The sequence below is a fragment of the Endozoicomonas atrinae genome (assembly GCF_001647025.1).
GTDB classification, from domain to species: domain Bacteria; phylum Pseudomonadota; class Gammaproteobacteria; order Pseudomonadales; family Endozoicomonadaceae; genus Endozoicomonas; species Endozoicomonas atrinae.
The window spans coordinates 1-12,817 of the sequence record NZ_LUKQ02000070.1 but is presented as its reverse complement, the minus strand read 5'-3'; the positions used below and the strand labels follow the sequence as shown (position 1 = coordinate 12,817).

At 42.4% G+C, this 12,817-nt stretch carries 16 protein-coding genes and 1 pseudogene; 13 read left to right on the top strand and 4 right to left on the bottom strand.

Annotated features, from left to right (window positions below; genetic code table 11):
* Positions 1-2 precede the first annotated feature (2 nt).
* Positions 3-218 carry a hypothetical protein gene (locus AK963_RS11895; RefSeq protein ID WP_066015674.1) on the top strand — a complete coding sequence of 72 codons (216 nt, stop codon included), beginning with the start codon at positions 3-5 and terminating at the stop codon, positions 216-218.
* A 278-nt stretch (positions 219-496) separates the two neighbouring features.
* Here the strand turns inward: AK963_RS11895 and AK963_RS11890 are convergent, their stop codons facing one another.
* Positions 497-1,507 (bottom strand): phage integrase, encoded by a 1,011-nt coding sequence (locus AK963_RS11890; protein ID WP_066015673.1) that lies wholly within the window; start codon positions 1,505-1,507, stop codon positions 497-499.
* A 23-nt stretch (positions 1,508-1,530) separates the two neighbouring features.
* Positions 1,531-1,860: a helix-turn-helix domain-containing protein gene (locus AK963_RS11885; RefSeq protein ID WP_066015672.1), complete on the bottom strand. Its 330-nt coding sequence runs from the start codon at positions 1,858-1,860 to the stop codon at positions 1,531-1,533.
* A gap of 228 nt (positions 1,861-2,088) precedes the next feature.
* Between AK963_RS11885 and AK963_RS11880 the strand changes: the two genes are divergently transcribed.
* The 9 genes from AK963_RS11880 to AK963_RS11840 all read left to right on the top strand — a co-directional run bounded on the left by AK963_RS11880 (position 2,089) and on the right by AK963_RS11840 (position 8,485).
* A complete protein-coding gene (locus AK963_RS11880) occupies positions 2,089-2,304 on the top strand; it encodes a MerR family transcriptional regulator (protein ID WP_066015671.1) in 216 nt (71 codons plus the stop codon).
* A 21-nt stretch (positions 2,305-2,325) separates the two neighbouring features.
* Positions 2,326-2,634, top strand: a complete 309-nt coding sequence (locus AK963_RS11875; RefSeq protein ID WP_066015670.1) for a hypothetical protein — start codon at positions 2,326-2,328, stop codon at positions 2,632-2,634.
* A 425-nt stretch (positions 2,635-3,059) separates the two neighbouring features.
* A complete protein-coding gene (locus AK963_RS11870) occupies positions 3,060-3,350 on the top strand; it encodes a hypothetical protein (protein ID WP_066015669.1) in 291 nt (96 codons plus the stop codon).
* A complete protein-coding gene (locus tag AK963_RS11865) occupies positions 3,350-3,562 on the top strand; it encodes a hypothetical protein (protein ID WP_066015668.1) in 213 nt (70 codons plus the stop codon). Before AK963_RS11870 ends, AK963_RS11865 begins: the two co-directional genes overlap by 1 nt.
* A gap of 18 nt (positions 3,563-3,580) precedes the next feature.
* The gene (locus AK963_RS11860; protein ID WP_066015667.1) at positions 3,581-3,784 is read left to right on the top strand and encodes a major capsid protein; all 204 of its coding nucleotides are present in this window, start codon (positions 3,581-3,583) and stop codon (positions 3,782-3,784) included.
* A gap of 187 nt (positions 3,785-3,971) precedes the next feature.
* Positions 3,972-5,294 (top strand): virulence factor TspB C-terminal domain-related protein, encoded by a 1,323-nt coding sequence (locus AK963_RS11855; RefSeq protein WP_238593708.1) that lies wholly within the window; start codon positions 3,972-3,974, stop codon positions 5,292-5,294.
* A 9-nt stretch (positions 5,295-5,303) separates the two neighbouring features.
* Positions 5,304-5,621, top strand: a complete 318-nt coding sequence (locus AK963_RS11850; protein ID WP_066015665.1) for a DUF2523 family protein — start codon at positions 5,304-5,306, stop codon at positions 5,619-5,621.
* Positions 5,622-5,756: 135 nt separating this feature from the next.
* Positions 5,757-7,061: a zonular occludens toxin domain-containing protein gene (locus AK963_RS11845; RefSeq protein ID WP_066015664.1), complete on the top strand. Its 1,305-nt coding sequence runs from the start codon at positions 5,757-5,759 to the stop codon at positions 7,059-7,061.
* A 116-nt stretch (positions 7,062-7,177) separates the two neighbouring features.
* Positions 7,178-8,485, top strand: a complete 1,308-nt coding sequence (locus AK963_RS11840; RefSeq protein WP_066015663.1) for a hypothetical protein — start codon at positions 7,178-7,180, stop codon at positions 8,483-8,485.
* A gap of 33 nt (positions 8,486-8,518) precedes the next feature.
* Here the strand turns inward: AK963_RS11840 and AK963_RS11835 are convergent, their stop codons facing one another.
* Positions 8,519-8,746 carry a hypothetical protein gene (locus AK963_RS11835; protein WP_083232599.1) on the bottom strand — a complete coding sequence of 76 codons (228 nt, stop codon included), beginning with the start codon at positions 8,744-8,746 and terminating at the stop codon, positions 8,519-8,521.
* Positions 8,747-9,425: 679 nt separating this feature from the next.
* Between AK963_RS11835 and AK963_RS11830 the strand changes: the two genes are divergently transcribed.
* The 3 genes from AK963_RS11830 to AK963_RS11820 are packed head-to-tail and all read left to right on the top strand — an operon-like array spanning position 9,426 to position 12,500.
* Complete coding sequence (locus AK963_RS11830) at positions 9,426-10,682, top strand: hypothetical protein (RefSeq protein ID WP_066015661.1); 1,257 nt, start codon at positions 9,426-9,428, stop codon at positions 10,680-10,682.
* Between the two features lie 4 nt (positions 10,683-10,686).
* Positions 10,687-11,817, top strand: coding sequence for a DUF262 domain-containing protein (locus AK963_RS11825; protein WP_066015660.1), 1,131 nt, complete (start codon positions 10,687-10,689; stop codon positions 11,815-11,817).
* A complete protein-coding gene (locus AK963_RS11820) occupies positions 11,814-12,500 on the top strand; it encodes an MAE_28990/MAE_18760 family HEPN-like nuclease (RefSeq protein WP_066015659.1) in 687 nt (228 codons plus the stop codon). Before AK963_RS11825 ends, AK963_RS11820 begins: the two co-directional genes overlap by 4 nt.
* 141 nt (positions 12,501-12,641) lie before the next feature.
* Here the strand turns inward: AK963_RS11820 and AK963_RS31995 are convergent.
* Positions 12,642-12,817: pseudogene (locus AK963_RS31995) on the bottom strand (IS256 family transposase); the annotation flags it as partial.

Sequence of the window (12,817 nt, the reverse complement as noted above, 5' to 3'; positions counted from 1 at the left end):
CAATGAAGAAAACCAAAAACACCACACTGGAAGCGCACAGGGATCATCACGAACCGATGGACAGTAACCTTTTCGGGTATTTGTCGATTCTGGATGACCCGGATTTGTCGGACTCGACCCGACAGGCACGGATCCGCAGTGGTGTTCATCAGTGGAATCGTCATATGTCGGAACGGCGAGATCCTGCACAGACCTGTCTTAACCCGGATAATTCATAAACCGCCCTGAATCTCACGCCGAACCTTGTGGTACTAAGAAATTTTGTGAAGGAGTGCCGGACTGGTGTGTCCGGTCGACTGAGCAAAACTTTCGTAGTGCCGCAAGGGGCAAGCGAGAGCAGGAGCATGTTTATGAAATATCCGATCCAAATTAGGTGTTTTTCATAACCGATTGTTTTAATGAGCATTATTCTAACCGTTTGGCCTGTTTTCTAAAAGGTGTCGAAAATGTGTCGAAGGATCGTCGAAAAAAGTCAGCCCTGAATTCTATTGCGCTATCACTGTCGTTCAAGCTGGGTCAACGGGTTCAGGTTGATAGCATCCTTGAAGTGCTCAGGATCAAACTTTGCGTATTTCATGGTCAGCTTGATATCCGTATGCCCCAGTATATTCTGGAGAACGATAATATTCCCCTTGTTCATCATAAAGTGACTGGCAAAGGTGTGCCTGAGTACATGGCTGTTCTGTCCATCTGGCAAGCTTATTCCAGCGAGTTTTACAGCTTTGGCAAATCCTTTGCGGGTACACTTGAAAGAGCCATGCTGCTCAAGATGCTTCTTTGCCGCTTCATAGAGATCTTCATCGAGGGGAATGCTGCGAATTCGCTTGCCTTTGGTTTTGGTTAAATCAACCTGATGGTTTTTGAAATGATGGACTTTCCGGCTGGTTATCTCACTCCAGCGGGCTCCGGTAGCAAGGCACAGCTTCGTAACCAATAGCAGATGATTACCTTTGAAGTTCTGCTTTATGGTTGCTAACAGGTGATGAATTTGATCACTGGTCAGATAGGCCAGTTCCGCTTCCTGAATTTTGATTTTATGAGCCTGTGCCAGCGGGTTGGGATAGTTAATCTCTCCAATGGCGATCAGGTAATTGTATACCGACCTGAGATAGGTCAGATAATTGTTCAGGGTAGAATCAGCAATGCTCTTCTTGCTTTGTTGGCTCTTTATACGCCTTATCGCTTTGTAATCATTAAATCGCTTAGGTGTCATTCGGCGGGCTTCGGGGTTTCCAATTACATCCGCCATGGAATGAAGCACCCTCCGGATTCGATCTCCTTTGACCAGCTCACAACCTCGGCCTTCGTACCAGAGATTAATGATGGTTTTCAGAGAACGGTTATCGTGACGATCATAGTCCTCCTGGTCTGCATGCTTCCGTTTGAGCTGATGGTAGTATTCCAGGCATTCTGTCTTGGTGTTGCAGGTTTTGCGATAGCGTTTGCCTTTAGTGATTTCTACATCGAGTTTCCATTTTCCGGTTTTGTGATTTTTTGTTATTTTCATAAGCTGACTGACCTTTAGTCACGCTAATAGCGTTTTCGGGGTTTGGAATTGAGGATCTCCTTAACCTTGTCAGGCTCGTAGCTTGCCAGTTCTTTTAAGAATGCTTTCTCTTTTTCACCGAAAATATTCTCAGCCTGACCGGTAATAATGTACTCAATCAGGTAAGGAAAGCGTTCACTGATAGCTTCCAGTAAATCACTGGTCGGTCTTTGGCGACCATGCTCTATGTTAGCGATCAGGTTGACACTGCATCCCAGCAAATCAGCCCACTCCTTTCGGGTGTACTCCAGCAATCTTCGAACCAGCTCCAGCCGACCATTCATGGTCAAACCGTTTTTGTCAGTCCTGCTCATTTTTCAGCTCCTATGCCCCTTTACAGCCTCTTGAGCTGTTAAATCGGGGGGTAGTGTTGATATGAATTCAATACTACCTGCGCTAATAAATTTTTGCAGTACATGACAAATCTACATGCAAGGTAATAAAAACCTTTACATGATCTAATTATAGATGTAAATATTACATCTGCATGTATTATGTATAACTAGAAGTTTTCATAAACCCGAATCGTCAAGGATGATGGTATGGATATTGAAGACATGATCATTAAGGGCTCTCTGCCCAATGACATTATCTGCTCCCCAAGAGACTTTGCTGATTCCCTCCACGTTACCGAACATGTAGTTCGTCATTGGATGAAAGAAGGTATTTTGCCTGTGTATCGGATCGGAAGGCGTACCTTTATCAACCTTCTAATGTTCAGAGAAATGGTAGCTAACAAAAACAACACTTTTCGTTAATCAATCAATAAGGAAATTAACATGAGCAATGTATTTATTTATACAGGAAGTGCTATTGAGGAAGTAGATATATTGAACGACCATTATCTTCAGCTGATTTTGATACAGTATTCAATCAAATCAGTGGCTGATCAAAAAGATCGATTGGAAAATGACTTGATCAGTGGTCAACATATCATTTCTGACAATCTTAAAACTCAGTGGATAAATGAGTTAAAAACCATAAGAACCATTCAGGCTTTTTTGTCTGAATGGTTGCATCAATTAAATAAATCCTGCCCAAACCCAGAAGCTCACAGCGATGAGACACAGAAAAAGCGCACGCATTAAGCCAGGCTGTTCTCTGGAGGAGCGACATTTAGTAGCCATGGACAGGATCAAAGCCCACATCTGGGAGTGTGTCTACCATTATCACCGAACCAAAGGTGTGATTATTGGGCGTGAGCCTCCTAATGATACATGGCCAACCAGTAATAAGATGTCGTCCGATTCTTAGTCACTCAATTGATTTATTGACAGTGAAGGCAAGGCGTTAAGATTAATCGCAGGGCAACCCCTTGCCCATCCATGCGATTAATCGCCTTGCCAAGGTTCACTGTCAACAAATCAATTTATCTTTTTTGATTGTAAAGATTTGCTTTTGTTTTAGTGGTTGTGGGCGGTTACAGGCGACTTTCAATGCACCTATTGAAATCCCATTGTTTCCCAATTAAACCTGTAATGGCCAAAACAATTAATTCAGCAAGGAGCAAAGAATGGAATCATCAATAAAGGCACTTTACCTGGGAGCAAAAGTAACGGAGTTCGAATCAAGCCGTTATTTGAAAGTTTTCTTATCCGCCACCGGAGAAGATGACGATCCAAACATTTTTGGTCTGGACGTTATGATTTGCAGTTCTGATTATGAAAAACTCTACGACTTTCAATCTTTACAGCCTCTAAAGCCTTATGAATTTAGAACCAAAGTCATGTCTGGTTCAAAGCAACGAATTTCAATCAAAATTCTTGGCATTAAAAAACCGGCTTTAGAAAAGGCGGTTAAATAATGCAACTGCTTCTGTGTGAGGGCTTCAGTACGGATGCCGATGGTGGGATTTCCTGCTCTGGTGAGTCTGCGACCATCACACTTGAAGAGGTGCGGGCAATCCCTGCATCGAATGGGCTGACGAAAGAACAGGCAGATGGCCTGATCAGCGCAACTCTCCTGTTGCTGGTCATTGGTTTCATCTTTGCCCTGATCCTTCGTCAATTACGTTAACCAACAAGGAGATTAGCCATGAAGAAGCTAAAACACCTTGCACTCCTGCTGGCGACTTCAGTAATGGCATCCAGTGCCTTTGCTGAGATTGATGTGTCAGCGGCCACTACCGCCATTACAACCGATGGTTCGACAGCGATTACCGCTGTGGGTAATTCGTTGATTGGCTTGGCGGCACTTGCCGTGGTGTTCAAGTGGGTCAAAGGCGCGATTTTCGGCTGAGACCTGTTTGCATGGGCTGGCGGGAGGTTCATCCTCCCGTCATTTATGTCCAGGGATGGACGCTATGCTGGCAATGCTTGGAGTAATTGCCAGTTTTTTTAACCAGGGATGGTGGTGCAATGTGGATTCCTGACTATGGATGGTTCTATGTGCTGGTTGTCCTGATGGCTGTCTGGATGATGCGGCCATGAAATTATTTATACCCGTTATCCTGCTTTTTGCATTTAGTCTCGATGCGAGGTCTTATCAGCCAGGTGCTGCTGACTGTACTTCGACCATCGGCCAAACCTATTCCCAGACTTCTGGGACAACCTATTCTGTACGGTTGTTGTCTCATGTTCATAATGGCTTAAACCAATACCCAAACAGCACCCTATACAACTACTGTCCTCCCGATGACCAGTCTTCAAGCTTCACTGCACTGTACAATTTCAGCTCACCGCCTGAGTGTGAGGTTTATGACGTAACGGGTGGTTGTACTTCTTCCTGTTTATCAGCCAAGCCCATCACCAGTTCCAGCAATGCACAAACCGCCTGTTTCAACCAGTGCAGCTATACCTCATTAGGGGGCTTTCGGGACTATGACAATGCACTGGCTCCCATCGCTTATGAATACATTCCGACCGGTGGGGCCTGTACCGGCAATGAAGAAACGGCTCAGTTAGCGGGTGTCAGCGAATACACCGAAATCAACGAAGATGAACTGCCCTGCCGCTCTGATGGCAATACTCAGGTGTGCATCAGTGCTGACCAGAGCTGCAAGCTGGTGAATGGGGTTCCCGTCTGCATTGATAACGAAACAATGGAAGATAAGTTCAACTGCGGAACCTTTAACGGTGAAGTGGTTTGTTTTGAAAAAAATTCGGATAGCAACTGCCAATACGTCAACGGTGAATACCTTTGCACTTACCCTGAAGGCGATGTTGTTGATCCAAACTCTGTTGATCATCCAGCTAACGGTGGCAATGCCAATGGCAGCACTACGGATGATATTCTCGATCAGCAGGATCTCACGGACAACACACCAGAAGCGCAAAGCGTTCAGCAAATCGTCAAAGAAACAGGTATTCGCCAGCAGGCCGAAATACAGGCAGAAAACGACAATCCTAAATCGGCGTTTTCCGGCTTCGAATGTGATAAAGACGTGGCCTGTTCCGGTGATGCGATTCAATGCGCCATTGCTCGAATGGAGAAGAAGCAGCTGTGCCTCTCGGAATACAACGACGGCGAAATCAGTTCCATCATCAGCAACAACCCCAGCATGTCCCCTTTGGGATCACTTCCAGGCGATACACTGGAAATTCATGTCGAAGATTTTCTGGATACCGAAGAGTACGTCACCTCCGACAACCAATGCCCTGATCCCATCAGTTTTACTGTGCTCGGTGCTGAATATGAATTTGTTCTGACACCATTGTGTGATCTTGCTTCTTATATCTCATGGTTCCTTCTTTTCGCCACCTGGTTCTCAATGGCGGTGATATTGGCCAAGTCCCTCGGTAACGGATAGGAGCAGGTTATGGGTTACATACTCACTTTTATTGTTTCCACCATTGTTCCTGTCGCATGGCTATTGCTTCGGGGATTGGGGGTAGGGGTGGTCACCTACTTTGGTCTGGATGTCATGGTGGATTATCTGGGCGAACAGATACAGGCTAACTTTGATGGCATGCCAGTGGCCATGTTCCAGATGTTATCGCTCATGGGTATCCCCAAAGTCGTCAATATCGCACTGTCGTTTATCACTGTAATCATGGTGATCAAGGGCATCTCCTATTTCAACGGACGGCCAAAGCAAAGCGTTTCCTTCTGGAAAGGCTTTGGTGGCACGTCCTGAACCACGGGTTGTTAATGCTGTCAATTAAGCCGCAGGAAACGGTGTTCTTTTCGCGAAAAGAACTCGGTTTCCTGTGGAATCCAAAACTAACAGTTATTAACAATCCGCAAGGATGACCACGGGAGAAAAGGGACAGTGCTGCACTTCATCACTGGCAGACCAGGTGCCAGCAAAAGCCTGAACTGCTTCAAAACCGTCTGCACCGATAAGAAATACGCTGGCAGACCCAAGTTCTACAACAACATCAAATTGAACCTGCTGGACTATCAGCAGTGCCAGACCTTTCAGGCGTTTTTCTACGACATCTATCTACCGTCGCTGACCAAGAATCAGAGATCCGTCATCGCTCCGATGATCCAGCCCATTCATGAACGAAAGCGGTTTGTGACGTTGGAAGATGCACCGTTTCTGGAAGCGGTTTTTAAACAACACGATCCACTGAGGCAATGGCTGAAGTGGGTCAAAGTCTGCTATCCCGCTGCACAGGTGCAGAAGGTCTCAGAGATCGAGAGGAACGCTCCTGAAGGTGTCGGACTCACCTTCAAGGACTTCGAGCATTTGAACCTGCACTGGACACACTTCCCCGATCCCCACCAATGGTATGACCTGCAAGGCTACTCGGTGCTGGTCATTGATGAGGCTCAGGAGTTCTTTCCGGTACGCTCCGGCAAAGACAAAGTCCCATTGTATGCGTCACGCTTTGAGAAGCATCGCCACGACAGCTTTGATGTTATCCTGATTACTCAGCATCCGAACTTTCTCGATGTACACCTGAGAAGGCTGTGCGGACACCATACCCACTACTTCAATTTCTGGGGCTCCTCCAAAGTCACTCGGTACACCTGGGACAAGTGCGCTGATCCCGATGACCACTTTGCAAAGAAAGAAGGGCGTAAGTCCGTTACCGGCAAGCCAAAGAAATACTTCGGGGTCTACTTCTCGGCGTTTGAGCACACCCACAAGCTGAGCCTGCCGCCGGTGATCTGGCTAATCCCGATACTGCTCGGTGCTGTCGGCTTTGCACTCTATCTCGGCTTCTCCACGCTTACCCCTGATCAACAAGGCGAAGCCGCACCGGCACCAGAACCCTCCGGTTCTCTGTTGCCGGTTGCTGACACTGAGCCTCAAAGCCGTGAGCAGTATCTGCAAGAGCGCAAGCCGAGAATCACCGGCATGGCTCATACGGCACCGGTCTACGATCACCTCACCAAACCCCGTTCCTTCCCCAAACCACAGAACTGTGTGCTCTGGCGGGAGGGAACTGCACAGGAAGTCTGCATCTGTTACTCCCAGCGGGTGACTCGCATGGATGTGCCGGACTACCTGTGCAAGGCCATTGTCCGCAATGGCTACTTTGACGAAACACTCTCGGATAAACGACACGACCGGAACAGTCGCCGCAGCAACCGACGGGAGATCGAGCCCTATGACGAACTCTGAGCCAGGCACTGTGCGAGGCTGCAACGCGCAGCGCAGCCCGCACAGGCGGACGTTCCTGTAGCACGTCATTAAACAAGGGTAGATATAAGACAAAAAGTTATAAGAAGGATTTTATAATGCAATCTTTAGAACGATATGAACTATCAGCCGATAGAGCTGACACCATCGCCAGTGATAAAGGGCTTTTGTTTGTCCATCCTCGCTATGGAAAAGTACAGGATCTTTATCAGGACAATTTCCAGATCGTAGGAACTTATGTGGATACCTTACGACAACTGTTTAAAGGTGCCATGAATCTCGACTTTCTGACGGACATAGAAGACTCCATGAGCTTTGGGGAGAAAACCTTCCAGTTTGTCGGTCATGACTGGATACTGGGCAAAAGTGGCAAAGTATCCGGTTATCAGTACCGGCTCCAGAATAACCAGCTTGGAGTCATTATCTTCTGCAAAATGTTCCACTCCAAAGCGGAATCCATTGGCTCCCATCTGAAAATCGAATGTTCTCCGTGGTTCCTGGATAACCGCTCTCCCAAGAAAGTGGATCAGTTCCTGGAGAACATTGCCAAGAAGGTACTCCGATGTGCTGAACCCCACTACCCCGCTATCCACCTGGCAGTGGACGTACAGGGTTGGAAACCGGATAACGAACTCTCTGAACGAATGACCTGTAAATCACGGAGAATTGCTCAGTTTAACGGGATTGATAAAGCGGAGTTCAATGTCTCGGAAGTCTCCTGCATCTATGATCGTTCCCAGTCTTTTAAGTTTGGCTCTGCGGGTGCAGTCCAAATGGCTATTTACAACAAAACCATTCAGGCCAAAACCGTCGATAAGTTCGACTATATGGAACATAAATGGGAACAAAGCACCCAATTAGAAAATGGTTCAAGTGGCTATGATCCTGAGTCCGATGTCTTCCGGTTTGAGGTACGGTTTCATCATTCGGTGATCCAACAGTTTGCCCTGGGAACCTGCAATAAAGAAACCGGTGAAATCGGCGTTAAAATGAACACCTACTCCGAGGTCATGAAACATATCCAGGCACTCTGGCTCTACGGGCTGAAGTCCTTCAAACTCAAGTACAACACCAACTACCTCGACCCCATCTGGACAATCCTGCTGGACGATATCATCTTCAAATACCCTGAATCTGCCTATAAAGACAACCTCCACTACAAGCGCTACTACAAAAAAGCGACCTCATTTTCCGGCAAGAACTATCAGCTCTACATAGGAAATCTACTGTCTGCTTGTGCACGAAAAGGATTGAAGTTCAAAAAGGTACTGAAAGAACTGCAAGAAAGCATCATCTGGACAGATATTACGGATCACTACGAGAACAACAACACGACAGAAAATCAGCTGATTGAACGATTACAGGAGTCCTACCAGGAAAGAATACTGATGGGATACAGCATCTGAACAAGTTACAGAAAGGGGGTAAACCCCAATCTGTTATTTTTTGGGAGAGCGAGTTGGTTGCTCCGGTGAAGACTGGTTTTTCAGAAAGTCATGAAGTATCTCCAGTATGGACACCAGTTCTTCGACTTCGGAGTTATAGCTTTCGCGGATCACCTTGGTAGTGTACTGACTGAGTTCAGCGATTTCATTTCGCTTAGCTTCAAGCTGATTTCTGGTCAGGTGAATCAAGGTGCAAAGCATTGAGTTAGTGAGTGTTTTCATGGTGTTTTACCTCTCTTTTTTGAATGTAATTTGTCCAGGAACGGCGAGAGGGCGGGTCAAAAAAATGTTTTGTCCTTCAGTGGCAACAGATTTTTTTGAGTAAGGCTGGTGCCGTTAATAATTACATTGATTCGAAAAAAGAGGGGTTGTACTGATGAGAATCACCAATTCAATTTTGACTGGATTCAAGACAGTTTTAAGTGATGGATACGATCTATAACTATGTTGTTCTTTTAGTTGAAACTGTAGTATATTGGCTTGAATTTTTAAGGTTTTTTTAGGTAGAGCTAGCTTTTGATTTTTTGCTTGCTGTGAGTATTTGTGCTTATTAATTTTGGGTTGGCCTGAGTTTTCCTGAGTTGGTTTGGAGGGGCGGTAGCGTGCTTTTAGGTTTTTTCATTGAAGTGAGCCAGGATTGATAAATAAGTATACGCAGCATATTTGAAAATATATATATTGTGGCAAAAAAAGGCATTTCGAAATGTTTCTTTGCTTATACTCTACTACATAATTAGTACTTTACCTTATTGTCCAAGGGATTTAATTTTTTAGATGTAATTCTTCTAGAATCAGTTGCTGTTTTTTGAGCAATGGATAATAAGTTATACAAAAAAAATTGTTTTGATTTTTTGGCGTTTTTGAATTTTTGATGTTTTTTAGAAAGTAGAGATAATTTCTTTTGTTGATTATTAACCCGAAAAGAGTAAGTGAATCGCTTGAGATTAAGCCATATTGGTATAATTATTATGCAGGCTATTCCCATACATTTACTCATGAGATTATTAAATCCGCAGAGTTGCAACAGGGGGCTATTATTTTGGACCCATGGAATGGTGCTGGTACTACAACACTAATGGCTTCAATTAATGGGTATAAGTCAGTTGGGATAGACTTGAATCCTGTGATGAAAATTATTGCAACAGCAAAGCAATTAACGAAAAATGATGTTCAGATTCTTGAAAAGAAAATTGAGGATATTTCTTTTCAAAATAAAGTTTCAGTAAACATCGATGACCCACTGAGTGTTTGGTTTGATTATTCAGCTGTTGAATCTATTAGAAAAGTTGAATCGATTATTACAGGGGCAGAAAAATATTATTCTACGCATAATAAAGTTAGTTCAATGATTGCTTGGCAATGTTTGATGTATACAGCATTATTTAATTGTGTTCGTGAATATCTTTGTGAATTTATACCAAGTAATCCTACATGGATAAAAAAACCAAAAGATAATTTAAAGAAAATATCTTTTTGTTGGAGAGATTTTAGAAATAAGTATTCATCTTTAGTCAGAGATATGATTGATGGCATTTCATTGATTGATCATGATTGGGATCCTGAACTCTCAAAAATTATGATAGGCACATCATGTGACATGGAGCTTAAAAACCAGTCTTGTGATCTTGTCCTGACTTCACCTCCGTATTGCACTAGAATTGATTATGGTGTTGCAACTCTACCTGAGCTTTCAATCCTTTGTGTATCTGGAACAACCGAGATAAACAATATTCGGAGAATGTTGATGGGTACAACAACAGTCCCAAAATCAACGCATGGTATGCTCGATAACTTGGGGGATGGATGTCTTAGGTTTATCCGGAATGTTGAAAATCATTATTCAAAAGCTTCAAAAACCTACTACTACAAAAATTTTGTTCAATACTTTTTTTCGCTCCAAAAATCAATAAGGGAAGTTAACAGAGTCCTCAAGTTTAGATCTAAGTGTATATTTGTTGTTCAAGATTCTTATTATAAAGATTTACATTGTGATCTCCCTGGATATGTTATTGAAATGGCTGAAAGTAATGGTTTACGTCTTCTTGAAAATGTTCAGTTTGAAAGCAAAAACAATATGGCGAATTTGAACTTGAAAGCAAAGCTCTATAGAAAAAAGAACGTTGCTTATGAAAATGTTTTGATTTTTGAAAAGGATTAGTAATATGGATAATGAAGATCTCATTCTTTCACTTGAGCAAAATATTGAGAAGGTTCATACACAAAGTCTTGATTTGTCATTTAATGAACTTCTTGATATGTACGCTGATGGAGAGCTTGATATAAAACCTGATTATCAAAGGCTTTTTAGATGGTCTCAAGGTGCACAATCTCGATTTATTGAGTCACTCTTGCTTGAAATGCCGGTGCCTCCAATATATGTTGTTGAATCAGAAGATGGTAAATATCAGCTGATTGATGGTTTGCAACGATTTTCATCATATTTGCACTTGAGAGGAAAGTTGAATGCAGGTCACTTAAACCCTCCTGTATGTATAGGTAACCTTCTAAAATTACAAGAATGTGATATTGTAAAAGAATTAAATGGTTTAACATATGATGAATTACCAACATCTCTAAAAATACGTTTGAAACGTGCATTTGTAAGAGTAGAGGTTGTTAGAAAAGGAAGTGATAACAAGTTTCGTTATCATATGTTTAAGCGTTTAAATACAGGTGGGGAAGAGTTAACAAGTCAACAATTGAGAAATTGTACAATTAGAATGCTTGATTCAACATTTATTGATTTTGTTATTAAGAAAAGTAATGAGCCAAACTACAAAAATTGTATTAGAAATATATCCCAACAACAGCAGTTTGGAGCATTTGATCAGGAACTTGTATTAAGATACTTTGCCTTGAAGAACTATAAAGATAAGTTTGTTCATGATGTTTCTGACTTTCTTACTGAATATATGGAAAATATTTCAGATCCTGAAAAAAAAGAGTTTGTTTTTGATTATCAAGAAGAAGAGAAGATCTTTGATAAGGTTTTTCTGCTCTTAAACAAAGCTCTTGGTGATAGATCATTTGGCAGAATTGGAAAGGGTCTAACAGTCCAATCAAACTTTGCTGTTTATCACTTTGAGGCAATCTGCACAGGTTTGCTTTCAAGAATAAATGAGTTAGATCCTGATAATCCTGTACATATTAGGAGTTTGAAAGCGAAACTGATAGAAATTAAAGCAGATTCTGATTTCTCAAAGGCTACGGTTGGAGGTGGTAAAAATTCTCCAGGGCCACTTAATAAAAGAATTCAAGTTGTTGTAGACAAATTGGCAGAGTTAGAACCATGAGTCTAGAACGTTTTCAGGAACAAATTGAGGCAGAAAGAGAGTGGCGTGAAGATGAAATTAGGTTTCTTGATAATATACAAAGATCTATACAGAAAAGTAATGATCAAAAAAGAATAAGGCGATCTATTCTTTGTCTTATTTATGCTCATATTGAGGGCTTTGTTCAATTTTCTTTTTCACTCTATATTGATGAGATTAATAAAAAGAATCTAAAGTGCTCTGAGGTTAAGCCAGTTATTGCTGCTGCTACTTTACACAAGGAATTTATTGCTCTGAATAATAAGGATAAAAAGAGTAATCTATTTAAGAGTACTTTGCCTGATGAAACTCATTTGCATAGATTATGTAGGCAAGTTGAATTTGTTGAGAGTATATCTTCGGTACAAAATCAAGTTGTTGTTATACCTGACGGATATGTAAACACTGAGAGTAATGTAGGGCAACAAGTACTGGAAAAACTTTTATATCAGGTTGGGCTTGATTACAAAGATTTGAAAGATATTTACTCACCACTGAATAGGTTAATAAATGTGAGAAATGATATTTCTCATGGTAAAAGAAAACAAGGGATTGATGATCAAGAATATCAGCAGTTTATCAATTGTTGTAAATCAATAATCAGTGCTATTTCAAGAAGGTTAACTACTGCTTACGGACGTAATGAGTTTCTTGTGGCCTGTTAAGTTTGATCTTATTAGCTAAATCAAATTGGCAGAATTATTTTTTCTTTTTATATAATTCTGCCAAGTTGTTTGGTGATGATAAAAGTCTATATTGGAAGGAAAGAGCCTGTAAATAATTCTGTGTAAACGCCACCAAAACTATTACTCCTTGAACCGGTCAGGAAACATAATTTCAAACCGGTTCATGGCTGCTTTCCAGTTCCTGATCGGCATGGTCCATTTCTCGGAAGCTTTTTCCATGGCCAGATAGATTACCTTCATGACTGACTCATCAGTCCGAAAAATCTTCCGGTTCTTGATCGCCTTACGAATGACGC